General features: G+C 73.2%; 21 protein-coding genes. 10 read left to right on the top strand and 11 right to left on the bottom strand.

What is annotated here, in order from left to right:
* Positions 1-75: 75 nt before the first annotated feature.
* A complete protein-coding gene (locus ACZ466_RS33890) occupies positions 76-1,074 on the top strand; it encodes an SMP-30/gluconolactonase/LRE family protein (protein ID WP_378289181.1) in 999 nt (332 codons plus the stop codon).
* A gap of 9 nt (positions 1,075-1,083) precedes the next feature.
* On the opposite strand, the gene ACZ466_RS33885 is transcribed toward ACZ466_RS33890, so the two are convergent.
* Genes ACZ466_RS33885 through ACZ466_RS33875 form a run of 3 tightly spaced genes read right to left on the bottom strand, consistent with a single transcriptional unit; the run spans position 1,084 to position 5,869 of the window.
* Entirely contained in the window at positions 1,084-1,839 is a 756-nt protein-coding gene (locus tag ACZ466_RS33885; RefSeq protein WP_378289183.1) for an ABC transporter ATP-binding protein, read from the bottom strand.
* On the bottom strand, positions 1,836-4,559 hold the full coding sequence (locus ACZ466_RS33880) for an ABC transporter permease subunit (protein ID WP_378289185.1): 2,724 nt from the start codon (positions 4,557-4,559) through the stop codon (positions 1,836-1,838). The genes ACZ466_RS33885 and ACZ466_RS33880 overlap by 4 nt, the downstream gene beginning before the upstream one ends.
* 53 nt (positions 4,560-4,612) lie before the next feature.
* Entirely contained in the window at positions 4,613-5,869 is a 1,257-nt protein-coding gene (locus tag ACZ466_RS33875) for an ABC transporter substrate-binding protein (protein WP_378289187.1), read from the bottom strand.
* A gap of 252 nt (positions 5,870-6,121) precedes the next feature.
* Between ACZ466_RS33875 and ACZ466_RS33870 the strand changes: the two genes are divergently transcribed.
* On the top strand, positions 6,122-7,219 hold the full coding sequence (locus ACZ466_RS33870; RefSeq protein ID WP_378289223.1) for a zinc-binding dehydrogenase: 1,098 nt from the start codon (positions 6,122-6,124) through the stop codon (positions 7,217-7,219).
* 3 nt (positions 7,220-7,222) lie between these two features.
* On the opposite strand, the gene ACZ466_RS33865 is transcribed toward ACZ466_RS33870, so the two are convergent.
* Positions 7,223-8,809 carry a serine/threonine-protein kinase gene (locus tag ACZ466_RS33865; protein ID WP_378289189.1) on the bottom strand — a complete coding sequence of 529 codons (1,587 nt, stop codon included), beginning with the start codon at positions 8,807-8,809 and terminating at the stop codon, positions 7,223-7,225.
* A gap of 60 nt (positions 8,810-8,869) precedes the next feature.
* Between ACZ466_RS33865 and ACZ466_RS33860 the strand changes: the two genes are divergently transcribed.
* Positions 8,870-9,460, top strand: a complete 591-nt coding sequence (locus ACZ466_RS33860; protein ID WP_378289191.1) for a DUF4870 domain-containing protein — start codon at positions 8,870-8,872, stop codon at positions 9,458-9,460.
* 10 nt (positions 9,461-9,470) lie between these two features.
* Here the strand turns inward: ACZ466_RS33860 and ACZ466_RS33855 are convergent, their stop codons facing one another.
* Entirely contained in the window at positions 9,471-10,301 is an 831-nt protein-coding gene (locus ACZ466_RS33855; RefSeq protein WP_378289193.1) for a TIGR03619 family F420-dependent LLM class oxidoreductase, read from the bottom strand.
* Between the two features lie 144 nt (positions 10,302-10,445).
* On the opposite strand from ACZ466_RS33855, the gene ACZ466_RS33850 reads away from it, so the two are divergent.
* From ACZ466_RS33850 to ACZ466_RS33830, 5 genes are read left to right on the top strand one after another with little or no spacing between them, the layout of a single operon-like run.
* A complete protein-coding gene (locus ACZ466_RS33850; protein WP_378289195.1) occupies positions 10,446-11,357 on the top strand; it encodes an alpha/beta fold hydrolase in 912 nt (303 codons plus the stop codon).
* Positions 11,354-12,604: an LLM class flavin-dependent oxidoreductase gene (locus tag ACZ466_RS33845; RefSeq protein WP_378289197.1), complete on the top strand. Its 1,251-nt coding sequence runs from the start codon at positions 11,354-11,356 to the stop codon at positions 12,602-12,604. Before ACZ466_RS33850 ends, ACZ466_RS33845 begins: the two co-directional genes overlap by 4 nt.
* Before the next feature lie 5 nt (positions 12,605-12,609).
* Positions 12,610-13,494 carry a TIGR03619 family F420-dependent LLM class oxidoreductase gene (locus ACZ466_RS33840; protein ID WP_378289199.1) on the top strand — a complete coding sequence of 295 codons (885 nt, stop codon included), beginning with the start codon at positions 12,610-12,612 and terminating at the stop codon, positions 13,492-13,494.
* Between the two features lie 28 nt (positions 13,495-13,522).
* Positions 13,523-13,747, top strand: a complete 225-nt coding sequence (locus tag ACZ466_RS33835; protein WP_378289201.1) for a hypothetical protein — start codon at positions 13,523-13,525, stop codon at positions 13,745-13,747.
* Positions 13,744-13,986, top strand: a complete 243-nt coding sequence (locus ACZ466_RS33830) for a type II toxin-antitoxin system RelE family toxin (protein ID WP_378289203.1) — start codon at positions 13,744-13,746, stop codon at positions 13,984-13,986. Before ACZ466_RS33835 ends, ACZ466_RS33830 begins: the two co-directional genes overlap by 4 nt.
* A gap of 38 nt (positions 13,987-14,024) precedes the next feature.
* Here the strand turns inward: ACZ466_RS33830 and ACZ466_RS33825 are convergent, their stop codons facing one another.
* Complete coding sequence (locus tag ACZ466_RS33825; RefSeq protein WP_378289205.1) at positions 14,025-14,690, bottom strand: cyclase family protein; 666 nt, start codon at positions 14,688-14,690, stop codon at positions 14,025-14,027.
* Positions 14,691-14,733: 43 nt separating this feature from the next.
* On the opposite strand from ACZ466_RS33825, the gene ACZ466_RS33820 reads away from it, so the two are divergent.
* Both ACZ466_RS33820 and ACZ466_RS33815 read left to right on the top strand, forming a co-directional pair.
* Entirely contained in the window at positions 14,734-15,564 is an 831-nt protein-coding gene (locus ACZ466_RS33820; RefSeq protein ID WP_378289207.1) for a HipA family kinase, read from the top strand.
* Entirely contained in the window at positions 15,561-15,974 is a 414-nt protein-coding gene (locus tag ACZ466_RS33815; RefSeq protein WP_378289209.1) for a DUF3037 domain-containing protein, read from the top strand. Before ACZ466_RS33820 ends, ACZ466_RS33815 begins: the two co-directional genes overlap by 4 nt.
* On the opposite strand, the gene ACZ466_RS33810 is transcribed toward ACZ466_RS33815, so the two are convergent.
* The 5 genes from ACZ466_RS33810 to ACZ466_RS33790 all read right to left on the bottom strand — a co-directional run bounded on the left by ACZ466_RS33810 (position 15,975) and on the right by ACZ466_RS33790 (position 22,348).
* Positions 15,975-16,883: a hypothetical protein gene (locus ACZ466_RS33810; protein ID WP_378289211.1), complete on the bottom strand. Its 909-nt coding sequence runs from the start codon at positions 16,881-16,883 to the stop codon at positions 15,975-15,977.
* A gap of 144 nt (positions 16,884-17,027) precedes the next feature.
* Entirely contained in the window at positions 17,028-17,945 is a 918-nt protein-coding gene (locus ACZ466_RS33805) for a hypothetical protein (protein WP_378289213.1), read from the bottom strand.
* Positions 17,946-17,995: 50 nt separating this feature from the next.
* Complete coding sequence (locus tag ACZ466_RS33800) at positions 17,996-18,838, bottom strand: GNAT family N-acetyltransferase (RefSeq protein WP_378289215.1); 843 nt, start codon at positions 18,836-18,838, stop codon at positions 17,996-17,998.
* Between the two features lie 113 nt (positions 18,839-18,951).
* A complete protein-coding gene (locus ACZ466_RS33795) occupies positions 18,952-20,619 on the bottom strand; it encodes an alpha/beta hydrolase (protein ID WP_378289217.1) in 1,668 nt (555 codons plus the stop codon).
* Between the two features lie 136 nt (positions 20,620-20,755).
* Positions 20,756-22,348 carry an alpha/beta fold hydrolase gene (locus ACZ466_RS33790; protein WP_378289219.1) on the bottom strand — a complete coding sequence of 531 codons (1,593 nt, stop codon included), beginning with the start codon at positions 22,346-22,348 and terminating at the stop codon, positions 20,756-20,758.
* Positions 22,349-22,567 lie beyond the last annotated feature (219 nt).

Raw genomic sequence — 22,567 nt, 5'->3', positions numbered from 1 at the left:
GAGAGCCTTGACGAGCATTAGGGTTCTAATTAAAGTTTGGGCTCGAATTCAGAGAAGAACTCTACTGGAGGCGTGATGTCCCCCTTCTTCGGAGCGGCGGCCGTGGCCGCCGCCCTGTCCCTTTCCCTCGCCCCCGGCGCCGCGCCGGCCCTCGCGTCGGAGCGGCCGCCCGAGGCGCGGCCCCACGTCCAGGTCCACGCCCGGATCACGACGGCGTACGAGCTGCCCGGCGACCGCGTCTACCCCGAGGGCGTCGCGGCCGACGCCCGCACCGGGGTCCTCTACGCCGGGTCCTACGCCGACGGCACGATCTACCGGGCGACCCCGGGCCGGAAGGCCGCCGAGGTCTTCCTGCCCGCGGGCGCCGACGGGCGCGACACCGCCAACGGCCTGAAGGTCGACCGCGCCGGACGGCTGTGGGTGACCGACTCCACGACCGGCGTCGCGGTCTACGACACGCGCACCCGCCGCCTGCTGGCCTCGTTCACCGTGCCCGGCGAGGGTGCGCGGTTCGTCAACGACCTCGCCATCGCCCCCGACGGCGGCGCGTACGTGACCGACAGCGTCCGCGCCGTCGTCTACCGCGCCACGCCGCGGCAGCTCGCCCAAGGCGGCGGGACGCTCGTGCCGCGCTTCGACCTGAGCGGCGTCCTGGAGCCGCACGCGCCGGACGCGTTCACCCTCAACGGGATCGTGGCCGCGGGCCGCCACCTGCTGGCCGTGGACATGACCGGCGGCGACCTCTACCGGCTCGACCCGGCGACGGGCGGCATCCGCAAGGTCGCGCTGCGCGGCGGCGACCTGCTGCACGCCGACGGCCTGGAGTTCCAGCACGGCCGCCTCTGGGCCGTCCAGAACACGACCAACACGGTCACCCGCTGGCGGGTCTCCCGGGACGGCTCGGCGGTGTCGCTGGAACGGCGGCTCACCGACACGTCGTTGCGGGTACCGACGACGCTGGCGCGCCACGGCGGGACGCTGTACGTGGTCCGGTCGCAGTTCGACAGGGGCGGGCCGATGGGGCCGGGCGTCCCGGAGACGCCGTTCACCATCGCGGCCGTCCGCGGCCTTTGAGCGCGCGGCTCAGCCGAGGTAGGCGGCGCGCACGACCGGGTCCTCCCGGATCCGCGCGGGCTCGCCGTCGGCGATGACCTTGCCCAGGTCCAGGACCACGATCCGCTCGCACGCCGACATCACGAACCCGACGTCGTGCTCGACCAGCAGGACCGTGGCCTCCAGCCCCCGGACGACCTCGGCGAACAGCGCGGCCTGGTCGCCGTCCAGGCCGGAGGTCGGCTCGTCCAGCAGCAGCACCGACGGCTCGTCGGCGATGGCGCGGGCCAGCTCCACCATGCGCCGCTGCCCGATCGGCAGGTCGGCGGCGTAGGCGTCCCGCAGGTCCCCGATGCCGCAGCGGTCCAGGACGGCGGCGGCGCGGTCGCGGCGCTCGCGCTCCAGGCGCCGCCGGGCGGGCAGGCCGACCAGGTCGGCGGCCAGCCCGCCCCCGCCGCCGTGCCACTCGGTGGCGGTCAGCACGTTGTCGAGGACGGTGAGGCGGCCGAAGACCTGGGGGCGCTGGAAGGTGCGGCGCAGCCCGAGCCGGGACCGCCGCACCGCCCCGGCGCCGGTCACGTCCCGGCCCTCCAGCCGCACCGTCCCGGAGGTCGGGCGGCGCAGCCCGGTCACCACGTCGAACAGGGTCGTCTTGCCCGCCCCGTTCGGCCCGATGACCCCGCAGGTGCGGCCGCGCTCCACGGTCAGGCTCACGCCGTCGAGGGCGTGCACGCCGCCGAACCGGACGCCGACCCCGTCGACCTCGATCACCGCGTCCCCGCTCACTGTGCTCCCTCCGCCGCGAGACCGAGATAGGCGGCGGCGAGGCGGTCGTCGTCCACCTCGGCGCGCGGGCCCTGCCAGGAGATCCGGCCGAGCCGCATGAACGCGACCGTGTCGGCCAGCGCCAGCGCCTCGCTCGCCTTCTCCTCCACGACCAGCAGGCCGACGCCGCGGTCGCGCAGCTCGCCGAACAGCTCGAAGATCTGCTCCACCACCAGCGGCGCCAGGCCGAGCGACGGCTCGTCGGCGATCAGCACCCTGGGCGGGCGGACCAGGGCGGGGGCGAGCGCGAGGAGCTGCTGCTCGCCGCCCGACAGCGCACCGGCGGCGACGGTCCGGCGCCCGGCCAGGTTGGGCAGCCGCTCGTACACCCGCTCCCGGTCGGCGGCGTCCGGCAGCCAGGTGGTGAGGTTCTCCTCGAGGGTGAGGGACGGGAACACGCCGCGACCCTCGGGCGCCAGGTAGATGCCGGCGCGGGCGCGGCGGTGCGCGGGCCAGGCGGTGATGTCGCGGCCCTCCAGCAGGACGCGTCCCGCGGCGGGGGTCATCGACCCGGCGACGGCGCAGGCGGTCGACTTGCCCGCGCCGTTCGCGCCGAGCAGCGCCACGACCCGCCCCGCCGGGACGGCCAGGTCGACGCCGCGCAGCACGGTCGCGTCGCCGTATCCCGCGACGACGCCCTCCAAGCGGAGCACGTCCGGCGGAGCCCCGTCCGCCTCCTCGCGGGGCGCGGCCCGCACCGCGGGCTCGCCGGCGGCCGCGGCCGGAGCGGCGGTCTCGGCATCGGCCTCGGCCCTGGCGAGCCGCTCGCGGCGCTTGCGGCGGCGGTAGCGCTGCTCGGCGAACTGGGCCAGCACGCCGTCGGGATGCCGGGCCAGGATCATGCCGCCCAGCCCGAACAGGATCATCCCGACGTACTCGGAGTCGGTGACGTTGTCGAGCACCTCCGGGGTCAGCGCCATGATCACCCCGCCCAGGACGGCGCCGCCGATCCGCCGCACCCCCTGCAGCACGACCACGGCCAGCCAGACGAACCCGGTGAGCGCGGGCAGGTCGGTGGCGGTGATCTGGCCGTTGAACGTGGCGTGCAGCACCCCGCCCAGGCCCGCGATCCCGGACGCCAGCGCGAACAGCGTGATCTTGGCGCGGGTCGCGGAGATGCCCACCGACCGCGCCGCGGTCGGCGCCGACCGCACGGCCAGGATGGCGCGCCCGGACGCGGACCGTTCCAGGTTGCGGACCAGCAGCGCGACCGCGCCGATCACCGCCAGCAGTAGCACGACGCGGGTGCGCGGATCGTTGGTGTCGGTGAAGCCGAGCGAGAAGGCGGGCAGCTTCCAGCCGACCGTGCCGTTGCTGAACGCGTCGATCTGGAACAGCACCTGGTCGGCCAGCAGCGCCAGCGCGAGCGTGGCCAGCGCCAGCACCCGGCCGCCGAGCCGCAGCGCGGGCAGCGCCACCAGGACGCCGGCGGCGACGGCGGCCAGCACCCCGGCCGCCACCGCCAGCGGGAACGGCAGCCCCTTGCCGAACACCAGCCCGGCGGTCAGCGCCGCCAGCGCGGCGAACGACGCCTGCGCCAGGTTGACCATGCCGCCGATCCCGGTGACCACCACGAACGAGCAGAAGATCAGCGCCAGCACCAGGCCCTGCGCGATCAGGCCCACCCAGTAGTCGTCGCCGAGCGTGAACGTCCAGACCAGCAGCGCCGCCAGCGACAGGCTCCACGGCAGCGCGCGGCGCCAGCGCGGCAGGTCGGCCAGGTAGTCGGGGGGCGGGGCGTCCTCGGCGATCGTCCCGGCGGCGCGGCCGCGCGCCCGGCCCAGCACCAGCAGCCCGGCGAACAGCAGGATCGCCGGGACGGCCGTGCGGAACCCGGTGACCTTCTCGGCGAAGTCGGCGTACCCCGCGACGAGGTTCTGCACGACGCCGAGCCCGAGCCCGGCCGCGAACGTGATGGGGATCGACTGGAGCCGTCCGAACACCGCCGCCGTCGCCGAGGCGAACAGCAGCACGGTGAAGGCGTTGGAGTCCAGCCCCAGCGCCGGGACGGCCAGCACCCCGGCGAGCCCGGCCAGCCCGGAGCTGAGCATCCACGCCTGCGCGGAGGCCGCGTCGGCGTCGACGCCGCGCAGCGTGGCCAGCCACCGGCGGTCGACGGTGGCGCGCATCCGCAGGCCGAACGGGGTGTGCCGCATCAGGACCCACAGCCCGGCGGCGGCCGCGAGCGCGAGCGCGAACGTGACGAGCTGGTCCGAATCGATCGTCACCCCGCCGATCGGGTGCCAGGTCTCCACCGGGCGCGGTCCGAGGCCGCGGGCGGCGGCGCCCTCGGTGACCCTCGGCAGGTCGGCGCCGAACGTGCCGACCAGGACGTCCACCGTCCACAGCCCGAGGGCGGGGAGCGCGATCGTCAGCCCGATGGTGGCGACGATCTGCGCGGTCTCCCCCGCCGTGGCCAGGCCGCGGAACATCAGCCGGTGCAGCAGGTAGCCCAGCAGCGGCGCGAAGACCAGGATGGCGAACGGCCCGGCGATCCAGACGGGCCAGCCGAGCCCGGTGGTGAGCTCGAAGAAGAGCAGCGCGGTGAGGAAGCCGACGGCGCCGTGCGCGAAGTTGAACACGCCGGTGGCGGCGTACGACAGTGTCAGTCCCGAGGCCATCAGCGCGAAGACCGCGCCGGTCACCAGCCCGCTCAGGACGTATCCGACCAGTTCAGACACCCGCTACCTCCGCGTCCTCGCGCCGATGCCGCCGCCGCCCGTGCCCGGGGGGCTCAGAGGGTCGTGTTGTCGAAGCACTTGAGGTTCTGGGCGATGGTGAACTTGCCGCCGTCCAGCTTCACCAGGGCTCCGCAGCCGTTGGACTCGGTCTTGCCGGAGGGGAGGCGGAGGCGGCCGATGCCCTTGTTGTCGTAGGAGAAGGTCTCGACGGCCTTGAGGAAGGAGTCGCGGGTGAGGTCCTTGCCCGCCTTCTGGAGCATGGCGAGGAAGACGTCGGCCGACCAGTAGCCGGTGGCCATGTGCTGGTCGGGGACGACGGTCGCGCCGCCGGTCTTGCGCAGGTCGGCCACCATCGCGACGACCTCGGGCGCGGTCGACTCGAACGGCTCGAACTGCGGCGCCGAGTACACGCCCTCCAGGGCCTGGAGGGTCTGCGGGTCGGCGAGCACCTTGGGGTCGTAGGAGGTGGCGTCGGTGATGAGGCCCTTGTAGCCGGCCTTCTTCAGGGCTCCGTACAGCCCGGAGTTGAACTTGCCGCCGGCCATGACGGACACGACGACCTCGGGCGGCCTCCCGTCCGCGCTCTTCATGATCTTGTTGACGTAGGGCGACCAGTCCTGCGGGGGCGCCTGGGCGGGCAGGGCGGCCGAGGTGCCGGCGAGCGCGAACCCGGCCGCGGTGAACGACTTGGAGATGGTCTGGACGCCGTACTTGCTGGCCGTGGAGTCGGTGGCCTGGACCCAGACCTTCTTGCCCGCGCCGCCGCCGAGCTGGGCGGCGACCTGGTTGCCCCACCAGGTCTGGGTGCCCTGGCCGGGCTTGGGCGCCAGGCAGCCGTTGAAGCCGAACGCGCTGGCCTTGCCGCACCAGAACGGGCCGGTCGCCCAGCCGACCCACGGCACCTTCTGCTGCTCCAGGAACTCGGCGCCGCCGAACTGCGGGGCGCTGACCGGGACCAGCGCGAACACCTTCTCCTTCTGGACGAGCTTGCGGGCCGCGGCGGCGCCCTTGTCGGGGATCATCCCGTCGTCCTCGGCGCCGAGGAACTCGATCTTGCGTCCGTGCACCCCGCCCTCGGCGTTGGCACGTTCGAAACGGGCCTTGGCGCCGAGTTCGGCGCCGCCGGTGGAGTAGCCGGTGGCGCTGGTCTCGGTGAGGATTCCGCCGATCTTGATCGTGCCGTCGGTGACCCCGGCGGCGCCGTCGCCGCCGCCGGACTCGTTGCCGGTGGCGCATCCGGCCAGGGCGAGCGCCAGGGCGGTGGACGCGGCGAGCGTGGTGGCTGTCTTCATCGCGTTCGTGGCCTGCATGGCGCCTCCGGGCACGTTCGACCAGCACGGACGAGGCGGCGGCCGGTGTGACCTAGCGCTCGTTTGGGCAGGAGCGTAAGTTCGGCGGCGCGAGACTGTCAACGCTCCGCCGCCCTCGACCAAGCAATTGCTTGGTGTTACGGTGAGCCGGGGCGACACCGGCGGAAGGATGGGACGGACGTGACGGTGACCGGGAACGACACCGCGGGCACGGGCCCCGGCGAGGAAGCCGGCGCGGGCTCCGGCACGGCGATGCGCGCGGCACTGCTGCGCGGCTTCGGCCGACCGCTGGAGATCGCCGAGGTGACGGTCCAGGACCCGCGCGCCGGCGAGGTGCTGGTGAAGGTGGCCGCATCCGGCATCTGCGGCTCCGACATCAAGGCCGTCGACGGCAAGAGCCCGGTCGTCGCCCACCTGCCCTGCGTGCTCGGCCACGAGAGCGCCGGCGTCGTCGAGAGGACCGGCCCCGGCGTCACCGGCGTCAAGCCCGGCGACCACGTGGTCGTCGCGATGAACGGGCCGTGCGGCCGCTGCCGCAACTGCGCCCGGGCCCGCCCCCACCTGTGCGGCGGCCGGACCCGGATGTCCACGATCATGGGCCTGACCGCCGACGGCACCACCCGGCTGACGGCCGGCGGCGAGGTCGTCCGCCCCTACATCGGCATCGGCTCCTTCGCCGAGAAGGTCGTGGTCGGCGAGGCGATGTGCGTCAAGGTCCCCCGGGACGCCCCGCTCGACCTGCTCGCCCTCACCGCCTGCGGGGTCGTCACGGGCGTCGGCGCCGTGCTCAACACCGCCCGGGTGGAGCCCGGCTCCAGCGTGCTGGTGGTCGGCTGCGGCGGGGTGGGGCTGAACGCCGTCCAGGGCGCGGTCCTGGCCGGCGCCACCACGATCATCGCGGCCGACGTGGTGGAGGCGAAACTGCGGCTGGCCGAGGAGTTCGGCGCCACCCACACCGTGCCGGCCGACGACCTGCCCAAACGGGTCGGCGAGATCGTCCGCGGCGGCGTCGACTACGCCTTCGACGCCACCGGCATCGCCGACGTGCTGGCCACCGCGTTCGCCGCCACCCAGCCGGGCGGCACCACCGTCATGGTGGGCAGCCCCGCCGCCGGCGAGGACCTGCGGATCCCGCCGGGACAGCTGTTCGGCTCGCGGCGGCTGATGGGCACCCAGGGCGGCGACGCCTCCCCCGCCCGCGACCTGCCGCTGCTGGCCGACCTGCACCGGCGCGGCCGGCTCAACCTGGAACGCCTGGTCAGCGAGCGGATCCCGCTGGAGGAGGTCAACGAGGGCGTCGCGCACGTCCGCTCGGGCGCCGTCGCCCGCTCGGTCATCGTCTTCGACTGACGCTCACGAGCGGGAGAGCGTGCCCTCCACGGTCCAGGTCTGGCCTTGGGACGTCCCCCGGTAGCCGAAGCGCAGCGCTCCGCCGGTCTCGCGCGCCAGCGTGGTCGTGCCCGTGTCCACGCACGCCTGGGTGTTCGAGGTGATCTGCTCGCGCAGGGCGAGGGACCGCTCGCCCGGCTCGCCGATCAGCGTGACCACCCCCGAGCACGCGTGCTGGGGATAGGACACCCGCCCCTGCCGCCCGCCCTCGGGAAGCGTGAGCGCGACCGGGAAGACCTTGCCGTCGTTCTGCCGGACCTGCCCCGTCCAGGTGCCGGCGAAGGCGGCGGGGAAGCCCGCGGGATCCTCCGGCGGGTCCTGCCCGTCGGGCGGGGTCTGCGGCTCGTCCGGGACGCCCGGGGTGGACGCCGTCGCGGTGGTGGTCGTGGTCGTGGTCACCCTCGGATTCGCCTGCGGCGGAGTGGACGCGCCACCCGAGGGCCCGCCCCCGCCTCCGATGAACGGGAAGGCGCCGGTCAGCGCCAGCACCGTGACCACGACGGCCACCGAGACCGCGATCACCGCCCCCGACACGGCGACCACCCCGGGCACCCCGCCCCCGGGCTTCGCCGCCGGAACGGTCGCGGGCGGCGGACCGTCCGCAAGCGTGGACGACGCGGGCGGCGCGGGCGGCGCAGGCGTGAGCCCCGGCCCCGTACCGGCGACGGCCGCCGCCCGCAGGACCGCGGGCGGCAGCGGATCCGTGGCCTCCGGCTCCGGCTCTCCGAGCAGCGTCCGCAGCACCTGCGGGGCGGGCGGCCGCAGCGCCGGGTCCTTCTCCAGGCAGCGCGCCGCCAGCTCGCGCAGCGGACCGGGCAGCGCCCCGAGACGCGGCGCCTCGTACAGCACCCGGTGCGCCACCGCCGTCAGGTTGTCGTCACCGAACGGCGGGCGCCCGCAGGAGGCGAAGACCATCGTGCCCGCCCACGCGAACACGTCGGCCGCCGGTCCCGCCCGCTCCCCGGCCAGCTGCTCGGGCGCCATGTACGCGGGGGTGCCCATCCCCACCCCGCTGGCGGTGATCGTCGAACCGTCCAGCGCGCGGGCGATGCCGAAGTCGATGACGCGCGGGCCGTCCGGGCCCAGCAGCACGTTGTGCGGCTTGAAGTCGCGGTGCACCACGCCCGCCTGATGGATCGCCACCAGCGCGGTGGCCGTCCCGACCGCCAGCCGCTCCAGCACCCCGCCGTCGCGCGGGCCCTCGGCCCGGACCACCTGGTGCAGCGACGGGCCGTCCACGTACTCGCTGACGATGTAGGGGTGGTCGCCGTCCACGTCGGCGTCCAGCACCGCCGCCGTGCAGAAGCGGGCGACGCGCTTGGCCGTGTCGAGCTCGCGCATGAAGCGCGCCCGCGCCTCGGGGTCGTGCCCCAGCCAGGCGCGCAGCAGCTTCACCGCCACCGGACCCGCCGGGGCTTCCTCTCCCTCCTCCGGCAGGGCCCGCTCGCCGAGGAACACGACGCCCTGGCCGCCCTCCCCGAGCCTGCCGATCAGCCGGAACGGCCCGATCCGCTCGGGATCTCCCGCGCGCAGTGCCTCGGTCGCCGACATGACACCTCCGTGAGGTGGGACGCCGCCCCGTTCGGCACGGTTCGGATAGATTCCTGTCCCGTGACCGATCAACCTCCCCCCTCGCCCGACAACATCGACCAGCCGCCGCCCTACCACTCCCCCTACGGCCAGGCGCCCGGCGCGCCGCCCCCGCCCGGCTACGGGCACGGCCGGCAGCAGGGCCACGGAGACGGACCGCCCCCGGGCGGCCCCGGCGCCGGCCCCGGTCAGGGGTACGACCCGCGCTGGGGGTACGGCCCGCCCGGCGTCCCCTACGGCCCGGGTCCGCAGGTCTCCAGCGAGGAGACCACCTGGGCGTTGATGAGCTACCTCGGGACGCTCTTCCTGAGCTTCCTCGCCCCGCTCATCATCTACTTCGTGAAGCGGCGCGAGTCGGCGTTCGTCCGCTTCCACGCCGCCCAGTCGCTCAACTACCTGCTCACGATCCTGATCCACCTCGTGGTGGTGCTGCTGGTGTGCGTGCCGCCCGCGATCCTCCTGGACGCGCCGGCGTTCCTGGTCCTGCTGATCCCGGTGTACCTGATCGACGGCCTCGGGCAGTGGGTGTTCCTGATCCTGGGCGCGGTCAAGGCCGGGAAGGGCGAGTACTACCGCTTCCCGACGTTCTTCTGCTTCCGCATGATCCGCTGACCGGCGGGGCTCAGAGCGGCCCGTAGGTCCGCGCGTACCCGTCCAGGACGGGGAGGACCTCGTCGCGCCCGCCCGCCGGCACGCGCAGCACGACCTCCTCCACGCCCAGCGACGCGTAGTAGCCGAGCTTCTCCGGCGTGGGCAGGGTGCCGAACGGGACCACCCGCGCCATCTCCCGTCCCGCCGCCTCGCACGCCCGGCGCAGCGCGGGCAGCGCGTCCCGGATCCCGGCGCCGCCGATGGGCATCCAGCCGTCGCCGAACTCGGCGATGTGCGCGAACAGCGTCGGGCCGGGCGCGCCGCCGAGCAGCACCGGGATCCGGCCCGCCGGCTTGGGCCAGGACCAGCTCGGCTCGAAGGCGGCGAACTCGCCCTTGAACTCCGCCTCGTCCCGCGTCCACAGCTCGCGCATGGCCAGCACGTGCTCGCGGACGACGGCGCGCCGCCGCTCCCACGGCACGCCGTGGTCGGCGGCCTCCTCGGCGTTCCAGCCGTACCCGGCGCCGAGCACGAACCGTCCGCCGGAGATCCGGTCGAGGGTGGCGATCGCCTTGGCGGTGACGATCGGGTCGCGCTGGGCGGGCAGGGCGACGCCGGTGCCGAGCACGATCCGTTCGGTGACGGCCGCCGCGGCGGCCAGCGCCACGAACGGGTCGGGCGTGCGGGCGTACTCCTCCGGCAGCGTGTCGACGCCCGTGGGCGGCGGCGTCCGCCGGGACACCGGGATGTGGGTGTGCTCGGGGAGGTAGAGGGAGGCGAACCCGCGCTCCTCGGCCGCCGCCGCCAGCTCGTGGGCCGCCATGGTCCGGTCGGTCGCGAACAGCGTGATGCCCAGCCGCATCCCGGCGGCCTCCTCTCCCCCAGCGGGCGGTACGCGTCACACCCTATCTTCCTAACCAAGCGATTGCTCGGGTCTTGTCGATTGATGTAGCGTGCGCTTGTTCAAAGATTCTGCACGGGACGGATCGTCGGACCGGAGGACCCCATGCCATTCGCCGAACTGGGGGACGTGCGGCTGTTCTTCACCGACGACGCCCCGAGCGAAGCGAGGGGCGGCGGCGCAGCCGTTGCCGGGGGGTCTGGGGGGTCGCCCCCCCAGAAGCAACACGACGGCGACGACGGCGATGCGGGGAGCCCGCTGCTCCTGGTCCATGGATTCGGGGCCGACTCGCACGACTGGGCGTTCCACATCCCCGAGCTGGCGGCGCGGCACCGGGTGATCGCCCCCGATCTGCGCGGGCACGGCTACTCCTCGGCCCCCGCCGCCGGCTACCGGCCCCGCGACCTGGCCGGGGACCTGGTCCGGCTGCTCGACCACCTGGGCGTCGAACGGGTGACCGCGATCGGCCACTCGCTGGGCGCCTCGGTCGTCAGCGCGCTGGCCGTCGAGCATCCCGGACGCGTCCGCGCGCTGGTGTGCGTGGACCCCGGCTACGGGCAGCCGCCCGCGATCGCCGCCGCGTTCCCCGCCATGATCGAGGCGCTGCGGGGCGACGACCCGTACGGCACCGCGCTCGCCAACGACGCGTGGTGCTACACCCCCGCATCACCGCCCTTCCTCCGGGAATGGCACCGGCGCAAGATCCTGGGCACCTCGCGGCAGGCGCTGGCCCAGGCGTTCGCGGGCCTCTACGAGGGCGACGACCAGTTCGGCGTCCGGCCCGCCTCCGAGGCGTACCTGGCCCGCCGCGCATGCCCGGTGCTGTCGTGCTGGTCGGCCGTCCAGGCCGGGTCCGCCGCCTGGGAGGGCGCCCTGTTCAAGCATCCCGCCTCACGGGCGATCGTCTGGCCCGGGGGCGGGCACCGGCTGCACGCCGAGCGGCCGGCCGAATTCCTGCTCGTCGTCGGCGACTGGCTCAACGAACTCGACACGCTCGACAAGGAGAAGAACGCGTGAAGTTTGCCATCTTCCTCAACCCGCAGATCCCCGGGTCGGGCTGGGCCTCCGAGGAGAACGCCAAGGCCAAGCGGCCGATCGGACGGGACGTCGAGTCGTACCAGAAGCTGCTGCACGAGGTCCGCGAGATCGCGGTGCACGCGGACCGGGTCGGCTTCGACGCGCTGATGATGACCGAGCACCACTTCCACTCCGAGGGCTTCGAGTTCTCGGTCAACCCGCTGATGTTCCTCACCGACCTGGCCGCGCGCACGGAACGGATCCTGCTGGCGCCGCTGGGCATCGTGCTGCCCGCGTGGGACCCGATCCGGGCCGCCGAGGACGTGGCGCTGCTGGACCACTTCTCCAAGGGCCGGCTGCGGCTCGGCGTGGCCCGCGGCTACCAGAACCGGTGGATGAACGTGCTGGGGCAGCGCTGGCACGCCGCCGCGGCCCGTTCGGACGGCTCCAAGTCCGACAACCGCAACTTCGACGTCTTCGGCGAGGTCCTGAAGATCATGAAGATGGCGTGGGCCGAGGACTCGCTGCGCTACAAGAGCGAGGTCCTGGACTACGAGGTCCCCGCGCCCTACTCCGGCATCGAGGGCTGGCCGGCCGCCGACTGGACCCGCACGTTCGGCGCGCCCGGCGAGATCGACGAGGACGGGGTGATCCAGTCGGTGTCGGTGTGCCCGAAGCCGTACCAGAACCCGCATCCCGAGCTGTGGCAGCCCTTCACCGTCTCCGACCGGTCGGTCATCCGGGCGGCGCAGGAGGGCATCATGCCGTGGATGTTCACCCCCAACCCCGACGACCACGCCGCCAAGGCCAAGCTCTACCAGGAGGAGTGCGCGCGCCAGGGCAAGGACTACAAGCTCGGCGAGCACACCGGCATCCTCAAGATCATCGGCATGGCGGACACCCGCGAGGAGGCCATCGCCACCTACGGCAAGGGGATGCAGAAGGACTTCGCGTCGTTCTTCGGCCCGTTCGGGTACCTGGAGGTGCTCCGCAAGAAGGAGGACGACCAGCACAAGCCCATCTCGCCGGAGAAGGGCGACTTCAAGCGCATGAACGAGGTCGAGATGGCGCTGCTGGGCACGCCGGACGACGTCAAGCGCGGCATCCAGCGGATGCTGGACCGGATGCCCGACCTGGAGTGGTTCGGCCTGTTCATGCAGGGCCAGCAAGGCGTGCTGCCGCTGGACACGGTCAAGCGCAACCTGGAGATGTTCGCCACCAAGGTCATCCCCGAGTTCCAGGACTGAGGCGCATGGAGTTCTGGCTCGGGGCGGCGTTCGTCGGCACCCGCGAGTACGTCCCCCTCGCCCAGGCCGCCGACCGGCTCGGGTACGCGGCGGTGGCGGTGTCGGACCACATCTTCTACACCGACTACGACGCGGACTACCCCTACAGCGACACGGGGGCGCCGCCGTACAAGCCCGGCACGCACTGGCCGGACGTGTGGGTGACGATCGGCGCGATGGCGGCCGTCACCGAACGGGTGCGGTTCGCCACCAACGTCTACGTCGCCCCGGCCCGGGACCTGTTCACCGTCGCCAAGTCCGTCTCGACCGCGGCCGTCCTCTCGGATGACCGGGCGATCCTCGGCCTGGGCGTGGGGTGGTGCAAGGACGAGTTCCTGCAGACCGGCCAGGACTTCCACACCCGCGGCAGGCGCCTGGACGAGATGATCCCCGCGCTGCGGGAGCTGTGGAAGGGCGGGACCGCCGAGTTCCACGGCGACCACTACGACTACGGCCCGCTCAGCATCGCGCCCGTCCCGGACAAACCGGTGCCGATCTATTTCGGCGGCGACAGCGACGCGGCACTGCGCCGGACGGCGCGGACCGGCGACGGCTGGATCGGCAACCGCCTCTATTCGGAGGAGCGACTCGAGGTCCTGCTGAAGCGACTGGAGGGCTTCCTGTCCGAACACGACCGGACACTGGACGACCTCGACGTGATCGCGCCCATCGCGGCGATGCCCAGCATCGACCTCTACCGCAGATGGGCGGATCGAGGCGTACGCGGAACACTGGCCGCCCCCTGGTGGACCGCCACCCCCGAGGAGAAGGCCGCGCACGAGCACGACCCGCTGAGCCTCAAGATCGCCACCATGGAACGCTTCGCCGAGGAGGTCATGGCCAAGCTGTGAGGACCACCCCGCCGCTAGCATGGCCGTCATGAGCGAGATGCCGATCGACGATCCGCACGAGACGATCCATCTCGGCGGCCAAACCGCCGTCGTCGTCCCCTTGGACGAATACCTCCGGCTGCGGGAGGCGCAGGTCGAGGCCGAGCAGTTGGCCGCCCATCGCCGTTTCCTCGAGCGCAAGGCGGCGGGCACGACGGCCCCGGGAATGACTCCGGACCAGGTGCGGCAGATGCTGCGGCTGGACCAGGCGTGACCTACACCGTCATGTGGGAGACCGAGGCGACCGCGCTGCTGTCGCGTTTCCTCGACGACCCGAAGGGGGTCTCCGAGGTTCTCGACGCGAGTGAGGATCTCGCTCGGGAGCCCCGCCCCGACCACGCCTTCGCCTACGGCGACGACGACAGGCGCCTTCGGGTCGGGCGGTACCGGATCATGTTCCACATCGACGATGAGGCCCGCGAGGTCCGGATCACCCACGTCGCACGGATCTGATGGGCGTCCGCGTCCGCCGGCACGGGAGGTCTCCGCGGTTACGCGGTGATCTTGGCGATGGCGCGGGTCGGGGCGCCGTCGCCTTCGAGGCGGAGCGGGAAGAGGGAGACTTCGACGGGGCGGCCCGCGGCCTGGGCGTCCAGTAGGCGGTCCAGGGCGGTGAGGTTCTCGGCTATCACCGCTTGTGCGCCGCACAGCACCCGGTGGACGTCCAGGGAGAAGGCGTCGTCGCCGGGCGGGGGCGTGCGGTCGACGCTGAGCGCGTCGATTCCGACGGTGCGGACGCCGGCCGCCACGATCGCCTCGGCCGTCTCGACCGTCGGGTAGGGGTGGGCGAGGTAGGCGTCGGTGCCCCAGTGCCGGGACCATCCGGTGGCGATGAGCAGGACCGTGCCGGGCTCCAGGCCGCCGGGCAGGACCTCCGGGCCGATGGGCGTGCGGGGCGGCAGGCCGCGGGCGTCGGCGACCACGGCGGGGCCGGTGAACCGTTCGAGCGGCAGGTGCTCCAGGCGGGGCAGCGCGTCGTCCACGTGGTACGGGGCGTCCACGTGCGTGCCCGTCTGCGAGCCCAGGTGGAGCCGCCGGACGTTCACGCCCGAGTTGGTCACCGTGAGCGCGGGCGTGACGACCACCTCGGGGTCCCCGGGGTACACCGGCATCCCGGAGAGGATCGGCACGGACAGATCGACCAGCTCAACCGCCATACTCCGATTATCCCGGGGCGCGCGCACCCGCTAACGTGAAGCCGTGCTGCCGCTTGTGAAGGCCATACGCTACGTGACGCCGCTGCGCGAGGGCGGGTCGCTGCCGGGCGTGGTCGAGGCCGACGACCTCGGCACCTACGTGATGAAGTTCCACGGCGCCGGGCAGGGCCGCAAGGCGCTGATCGCCGAGGTGATCGCGGGCGAGCTGGCCCGGCGGCTCGGGCTGCGCGTCCCGGACCAGGTGATCATGGAGCTGGATCCGAAGATCGGCCGCCACGAGCCCGACCCCGACGTGCAGGACCTGCTGAAGGCCAGCACCGGCTGGAACCTCGGCGTCGACTTCCTGCCGGGCTCGCTGGGCTTCGACCCGCTGGGCTGGACACCGGACGCCGAGTTCGCCTCGCGGGTGCTGTGGTTCGACGCGTTCATCGGCAACGTCGACCGCAGCTGGCGCAACCCCAACATGCTGGTCTGGCACGGGAACACGTGGCTGATCGACCACGGCGCCAGCCTGTACTTCCACCACGCCTGGGCCAACGCCGGGCGGCTGTTCTCCGGCCCCTACGACGTCGACGACCACGTGCTGACCCCGTGGGCCAAGAAACTGGCCGACGCCGAGGCCGAGCTGCTCCCCGCGGTCACCGAGACGCTGCTGCGCGAGGTCGCCGGGCTGGTCCCGGACCGCTGGCTGGAGGGAGAGCCGGGCTTCGCCGGGCCCGCCGAGCTCCGCGACGCCTACGTCGCGCTGCTGGCCGAGCGGGCCGGGAAGCCGCGCGACTGGCTGCCGGAGCTGTCGGTCGGCGACCGCCGCCCCGGCGGCACCGCGGCCAAGCGCGGCGAGAACCGCCCCGACTGGCTGGGAGGCCCGGCATGAGCGCCGGCCAGAAGACCGCCGTGCGCGGCACCGACCGGAAGATCTTCGAGTACGCGGCGCTGCGGGTGGTGCCCCGGGTGGAGCGGGGCGAGGCGATGAACGTCGGCGTCCTCGTCTACTGCCAGGGGCTGGACTTCCTCGGCTGCCGCTCGTACCTGGACGAGCCGCGGCTGCGGGCCCTGGACGCCTCGCTCGACCTGGACGGCGTCCGGCACGCGCTGCGGGCCGTGGACGCGCTGTGCTGCGGCGGCGAGAAGGCCGGGCAGGCCGCGGACGAGCCGCCGGGCGGCCGGTTCCGCTGGCTGACCGCGCCGCGCAGCACGATCGTCCAGCCGGGCCCGGTGCACGCCGGGCTCACCACCGACCCGCGGGCCGAGCTCGACCGGCTGCTCGACCTGCTGGTCAAGTAGCTACTCCCACTCCCAGCGCATGCCGTGGTAGCCGGCGGCCACGCCGAACTCGATGAAATGGGCGCTGTGGTAGCTGGACAGCCGCAGGTCGGCCAGGTCCTTGAGGGCGGTCTGGGCGTCGGGGCGCCAGGTGCGGTAGCAGCGGGCGGGCAGCGCCGAGGGGTGGAAGCGCACCTCGATCAGGAACTCGTGCTGCGGCGTGCGGAACCCGCGGCCCTCCTCGGACACCGGGGGGCCGGTCTCGTCGAACCCGAAGCCGTATTCAAGGAGGTACGTCTCGCCCCGGCCGAGGACCCGGTCGAACAGGAGTTCGGCCGCGATCAGACCGCTGGCCTCGTCCACCCGGACCCGGCCGAAGCGGCAGCCGCGGGCGGTGCGGGACGACGGCAGCACCCGCTGCGGATGGTGGTAGACCGCGATCCACCGGTCGGCGCCGCGCTGCTGCGCCTGGAACACCGCGCGGCTGCGGACCTCGCGCAGCTCCCGGCGCGGGCCGATCACGTGCTGGTCGTGCAGGCTGAGCCCGGTGAGCTGGCGTTCGCCGCGCTCCCCGATCTCGTCCATGAGGTCCCGCACGCCCGGCTCCGGGCACAGCTCCTCCACCGGAAGCCACGGGCCCGGGGAGCGTTCCGCGGACGGCCTGAGGAGCGTGAGCAGGGAGTGCCGGGGCAGGCCGAGGATGACCTCCAGGGCCCGTACGGCGCGCAGCGAGTCGGCGCGCTCGGGACGGGTCCGGCCGCGCTGCCAGTAGCTGAGGGTGGACAGGCTGACCGCGATGTCCTGGTCCTCCAGCCGGCGCCGCAGCGCCTCCAGGCTGAGCCCGCGGGCCTGGATCGCCGCGTGCAGGGCCACGTTGAAGGGGCCGTACCGCAGCACCTGCAGGAGATCGTCCTCAGTGACGCTCTGCACCGCCATCGCCTCCGGATCACGTCCGGCCGGCCCCCGCCCTCGGCCTTGACAACAGCAGTCGGGACTTTGGGGCTCACTGTAAGGCCCGTGGGCCCCGATTCCCATCGGCAACTTGTCACAACAGTCGCACGGTTCCCGCGGCGGTCACTCCCATTCCCATTCGATGCCGACGATGCCCCGCCGGACGTCGCCCAGCGCGAGATGCGCGCTGCCCGAGGCGCCGATCCACAGCTCGCCCAGGCGCCGGCGCGGGGCCCCGCCGCCCTCCCGGGCGAACCCGTAGCAGCGGGCCGGGAGCATCTCGGCGTGGAACTGCACGACCGCGAGATAGTCGCGGACGGGACGCGGGAACCGGCGCTCGTACTCCGCGGCGGGACGGCTCAGCTCGTACTCGATCACCACGGTGTCGCCGGACGCCAGCACCCGGTCGAAGATCAGCTCGAAGCCGATCAGGCCGCCCTCGGCGCGGACCCGGCCCGGCCTGCAGTACCGCAGGCCCGCCAGGTCGGGCTCGAGACGCGGCCCCGGGCCTGGCGCGAGGTCCTCCACGGGGTGGACGCGGACGACCCGGTCCACGTCGTCGCCGGTCGCCCGCAGCACCTCGCGGACCGCGAGCGCGCGCGGACGGCGGTCGGGGCCGAGGCGGTAGAGATCGTGGACGCTCAGCCGCTCCACCCGGTGGTCGCCGGAGCGGTCCAGCTGCCCGACCACGCGGGCGTAGCGTTCCGGATCCGGCCACAGCTCCCGGTCCGCGCCCGCCTGCCCGCCCGAGGAGGGCTGCTGGACGGCGCCGCCGCGGCCGCCGGCGAGCCCGCCGCGGGCCGGGACGGCACCGGGCACGGGGTCGTCCAGCAGCTCCAGCAGCGACCCGCCCGGTACGCGCAGGATCTCCTCCAGCGTCGCCACCACCGCGCGGGACCGGGGCCGGCTGCGGCCCCGCTGCCAGTAGCTCAGCGAGGCGACGCTGACCGTGAGCCCGCGCTGGGCCAGCCGGTGGCGGATCCGCTCCAGGGTGAGTCCGCTCGCCTGGATGGCCTGCCGCAGCGCACCGGCGAATTCCACGGGCGAATTTTACCGGTACGTGACCTCGGCGGCCGGTCACGGCCATCGTGCTAGAAGAGCACGGACATGAAGGTGTCGATCTCGGTGAAGCCGACCCGGCGGTACGTGGCGCGCGCACGGGTGTTGAAGTCGTTGACGTACAGCGAGACCGTCGGCGCGATGCCCCGCAGGGACTCCTCCACCAGCGTGGCCATGCCGTGCACCGACAATCCCTGGCCGCGCAGGTCGGGCGGCACCCACACCCCCTGCACCTGGCAGGCGTGGGGGGTGACGGCGCCCACTTCCGCCTTGAACATGACCCGGCCGTCCTCGATGCGGGCGAACGCGCGTCCCGCCCGGATGAGCTCGGCGACCCTGGCCCGGTAGAGGACGCCCCCGTCACCGGTGTTCGGGGAGACGCCGACCTCCTCGGTGAACATCGCCACGCAGGCCGGGTAGACGACGTCGAACTCGTCCATCCGCACGCGCCGGACGCGGTGGTCGGCGGTGACGGGCGGCACCGTGGACGTGGCCATCACCGGCTGCGCGGAACGGATCGCCCTGGGCGGCCCCCAGTAGGGGGCGAGCATGTCCCACAGCTCCCCCACCAGGTCGACGGGGCCCACGATGGACGAGCACCTCCGCCCCTGGGCCTGGGCACGTTCCGCGAACGCGCGCAGGGCGTCGGAGGTGGCGGCCACGGGGACCAGGTTGGCTCCCGAGTAGCACAGCGAGTCCAGATGACCGTCCCGCATGTAGCCCCACATCTGGGCGCCCAGGCGGCGAGGGTCGAGGCCCACGGCGTGCACGCGGGAGCTGACGAAGACGTTGGCGACCGGGTCCGCGTCCAGAATGGCCAGGGCCTCGGCTCGGTGTCGGTCGTCCAGTATCCGTACCGGCAACGACCCCAGCATGCGCATGGCCTACCGGCCCCGCTCCCGGACGGGCGACCATGGACAGGTCACTGCTTTCAGCACCACGCCGACAAGCCTATGACGTTCGGCATCCGGACGTGATGGCCGCCTCCCTAACCAAGCCGGTCATGCGGCACGACACCGGCCACTCCGGCCCCTCGCGCGAACCTGCCCGCCTTCTTCGACGGCCCCGCCTTGGGCTGGGGGCCCGCGGGGCACGACAGGTCGGGGCCGCGGCGGTCGGCGGGGAGCCTGCCGTTCCTCAGGTAGGTCATCACAGGGGTGTCGACGCACGCGTCCCCGCCCAGGGCGACCCCGTGGTTCCCTCCTCCTGCCAGCACGATCAGGCGCGAGCCGGGGAAGAGGCGGTGGGTCTCCAGCGCACCGTGGTAGGGCGTGGCCGCGTCCTCGGTGGCGTGGACGAGCAGGATCGGCGACATCCCGGGCTTGCCGTGGACGTGCGGCCGCGGTCCCCCCGGGACCGGCCAGAACGCGCAAGGGGCGTTGTACCAGGCATTACCCCAGGTCTCGAAACGGTATCCCGAGCGATACAGGCGCCAGTGGTCGTCGTGCCAGACGTTCCACTCGCGGGGCCAGGGCGCGTCCCGGCACTGGACGGCGTTGTAGACGGTGTAGTTGTTCTGCTCCAGCCAGTTCGGGGGCTTCCATGCCTTCACCAGCGGCGTGGGGTCCCTCTTGACGACGTAGGCGGACAGCGCTCGGGCGTGCGCCGGCCAACTGTGGTCGGCGTACCCGTCGGCGAGGAAGATGTCGTCCAGCTCCGACGGCCCCACCTTGCCGTTGAGCGGCCTGGCCTCGGCCCTGGCCCGCGCGCGGTAGTAGGAGGCGGCCACGGCCTTGCGGGTCTTGCCCAGGCGGTACCTGGAGTGGTGGCGGGCGATCCAGGAGAAGTAGGTCTGGATGCGCTTCTCGAACGCGATGTTCTGGTCGAGGTTGCTCCGGTACCAGACGGCGCTCGGCCGCACGACGCTGTCCAGGACCATCCGCCGGACCCGGCCAGGGTAGGCCGAGGCGTAGGCGGCCCCGAGGTAGCTGCCGTAGGAGTAGCCGAAGTAGTTGATCTGCTTCTGCCCCAGGGCGGCGCGGATGGCGTCCATGTCGCGGACCCACTCGCGGGTGCCCATGTAGGGGAGCACGCGGCCGTACTTGGACGCGCAGTCGGCCGCGTAGGCCCGGGCCCGGCGGACCCATGCCCGCTCCTCCGCCTCGTTGGCGGGGACCACGTCGGCCTTGGGACGGTCGGGCTTCTGGTACTTGGTGTCGCACACCAGCACGGGCCTGCTGGCGCCCACGCCGCGCGGGTCGTAGCCGATCCAGTCATAGCCCGCCGCCACGTCCTTGGGCAGCCCGGCCTTGAACAGGCGCGCCAGGTCGCGTCCATGGGCGCCGGGCCCGCCCCGGTTGAGCAGCATCACGCCCTGGGAGCGGGCGGCGGTGTGCCTGGCCCGGGTCAGCGCGAGGGTGATCTGCTCACCGCGCGGCCGGGCGTAGTCGAGCGGCACGCGCAGCGAGCCGCACTCCAGCCCTTCGAGCGCCCCCTTCTCCACGGGGTCCTTCTTGGGGCACCGCTTCCAGGCGATCTTCGGGGCGGCGGCTCCGAGGCCCGCGATCTCCGCGGACGGCGGCAGGGCACGCGCGGGCGCGCCCCCGGAGGCGATGGCGGATGCGGCTCCTGAGGCGGTGGCGGGCACGGAAAGGCTCCCGAGGGCGACGGTGGCGGTCGCCATCCCCGCGGCGGCGGTCTTCGACGCGTTCAGCACCCCCGAGTTCTACCGGGGACGCCCCGTCCCGCCACGGATCCGCGAATCGCGCGATTCCGGGCCCAACAACGGCGAAACGGCCCGGCACCGGAGCGAATCCGAGTGCCGGGCCGTTTCGGCAGGCCCGCCGCGGGGGCTACGGCCGCCCGATGGGGACGTCCTTGCCCTTGCCGGCCCCCGCCGTCCTGGCGGCGCCGGGGTTCGGATCGTTCAGTGCGGGCAGCGCGTCGCAGACCACGTCGGCGCCCTGGCCGGCCCGGCGCGGCGCCAGCGTCCCGTCGGTCAGGTACGCGGCGACCTTCTCGTCCAGGCAGACGTTGCCGTTGAGGGTGTTGCTGTGGGTCTTGCCGCCCCTCTCGGCCAGCAGCGTCGCCGAGGGGAACAGCTTGCGCATCTGCGGGCCGCCCGGGTACGGGGTGGCCGCGTCCAGCGTCGACTGCACCAGCAGGAACCGCGGCACGGCCTTCTGCCTGTCGCCGATCGCGAACGCCTTGCCGCCCTTGGCGGACCAGTAGTGGATCGGGGCGTTGAACCAGGTGTTGGACCAGCTGTTGAAGCGGATCCCGCTCTTGTACTGGCGGACCGCGTCGTCGTGCCAGGTCCTCCACTTGGACGGCCAGGGGGCGTCCACTGCCTGCACGGCGTTGTAGACGGCGAACCCGTTGTCGCCGCCGCCCTCGCTGACCCACTCCAGCAGCGGCGCCGGGTCCTTCTTGGTCACCCACGCCGACAGGGCCTGCGCGAACGGGACGTAGAAGGCGGTGTTGTACCCGGCGCTGAGCACGATGTCGTCGAGCTCGGACGGGCCGACCTTGCCGCCGATCGGGCTCTGCTTCGCGGCCGCGCGCACCTTGTAGTAGTTCGCCTCCACCGCCTTGCCGGTCGCGCCGAGCTTGTAGAGGGAGTTGTACTTGGCGGTCCAGGCCCACCAGAGCTTCATGTTGCGCTCGAAGGCCTCGTTCTGCCGGAGCTGGCCCTGGTACCAGACGTTGCGGGAGTCGACGTTGCCGTCCCAGACCATCCGCTTGACGTTCTTGGGGAACAGCGTGGCGTAGGTGGCGCCGAGGTAGGTGCCGTAGGAGAAGCCGTAGTAGCTGATCTGCTGGGCGCCCAGGGCCGTGCGGATCGAGTCGAGGTCGCGCGCCGAGCTGGTGGTGCGCAGGTGCGGCAGCAGCCAGCCGTACTTCTGCGCGCACAGGTCGGCGTACTTCTTCGAGCGGGCCAGCCAGCGCTTCTCCTCGCGGACGCTGCGCGGGACGTAGTCCGGCCGCACCGGGTCGGAGTAGGCCGGGTAGCAGCTGATCGCCGGCTTGCTGGACTCCACGCCGCGCGGGTCGAACCCGATGATGTCGTAGCGGGCCGCGACCTCCTTGGGCAGCCAGGAGGCCAGCCCGCCGGACAGGTAGAGGCCGGCGCTGCCGGGACCGCCCGGGTTGCCGATCAGGACGCCCTGGTAGTTGGCCCGGTCGGTGGCCTTGACCCGGGACACCGCGACCGAGATCTTGCGCCCGGTCGGGTTGGCGTGGTCCAGCGGGACCTCGACCTGGCCGCACTCGGCGTTCTTCAGGTACGAGCCGCCGGTCACGTCCGTGGGGCACGCGCCCCAGGAGATCTTGGACGCCGCGGCCGGGTTCGCGGTCGTCTCCGGCCCCACGCCCGCGGAGACCGCGACGGCCGTGCCGCCGATGCCCACCGCCGTGGCCGCCGTGATGAGTACGAGCCTCTTCACCAAACCCCCTCGTTCGCCGGCGGCATGCCACGCCGCGCGCGGGGCGGGGGGTGCCCGGCCGTGGCCGCGCGAGGGGCGGGAGCCGCTCCGCTAGAGCGATTCATGCAATAGCTGGAGATTGTGGCGCTTGTGGGGGTATGGACGGCAGGGGCTGTCGGGAGAGGATGCGCAATCGTGACAACCTTCGCGGAACCCGTGATACGACTCACACGTTGAAGG

The organism is Actinomadura rugatobispora (assembly GCF_055379765.1).
Note: the sequence above shows the minus strand (reverse complement) of the source record. Positions and strands in the feature narration are given on the sequence as shown.

Coding starts and splice junctions, on each gene's coding strand:
- ACZ466_RS33890 (WP_378289181.1), top strand. CDS start 76: ATGTCCCCCTTCTTCGGAGCGGCGGCCGTGGCCGCCGCCCTGTCCCTT.
- ACZ466_RS33875 (WP_378289187.1), bottom strand. CDS start 5,869: ATGCAGGCCACGAACGCGATGAAGACAGCCACCACGCTCGCCGCGTCC.
- ACZ466_RS33870 (WP_378289223.1), top strand. CDS start 6,122: ATGCGCGCGGCACTGCTGCGCGGCTTCGGCCGACCGCTGGAGATCGCC.
- ACZ466_RS33865 (WP_378289189.1), bottom strand. CDS start 8,809: ATGTCGGCGACCGAGGCACTGCGCGCGGGAGATCCCGAGCGGATCGGG.
- ACZ466_RS33855 (WP_378289193.1), bottom strand. CDS start 10,301: ATGCGGCTGGGCATCACGCTGTTCGCGACCGACCGGACCATGGCGGCC.
- ACZ466_RS33850 (WP_378289195.1), top strand. CDS start 10,446: ATGCCATTCGCCGAACTGGGGGACGTGCGGCTGTTCTTCACCGACGAC.
- ACZ466_RS33840 (WP_378289199.1), top strand. CDS start 12,610: ATGGAGTTCTGGCTCGGGGCGGCGTTCGTCGGCACCCGCGAGTACGTC.
- ACZ466_RS33835 (WP_378289201.1), top strand. CDS start 13,523: ATGAGCGAGATGCCGATCGACGATCCGCACGAGACGATCCATCTCGGC.
- ACZ466_RS33825 (WP_378289205.1), bottom strand. CDS start 14,690: ATGGCGGTTGAGCTGGTCGATCTGTCCGTGCCGATCCTCTCCGGGATG.
- ACZ466_RS33815 (WP_378289209.1), top strand. CDS start 15,561: ATGAGCGCCGGCCAGAAGACCGCCGTGCGCGGCACCGACCGGAAGATC.
- ACZ466_RS33800 (WP_378289215.1), bottom strand. CDS start 18,838: ATGCTGGGGTCGTTGCCGGTACGGATACTGGACGACCGACACCGAGCC.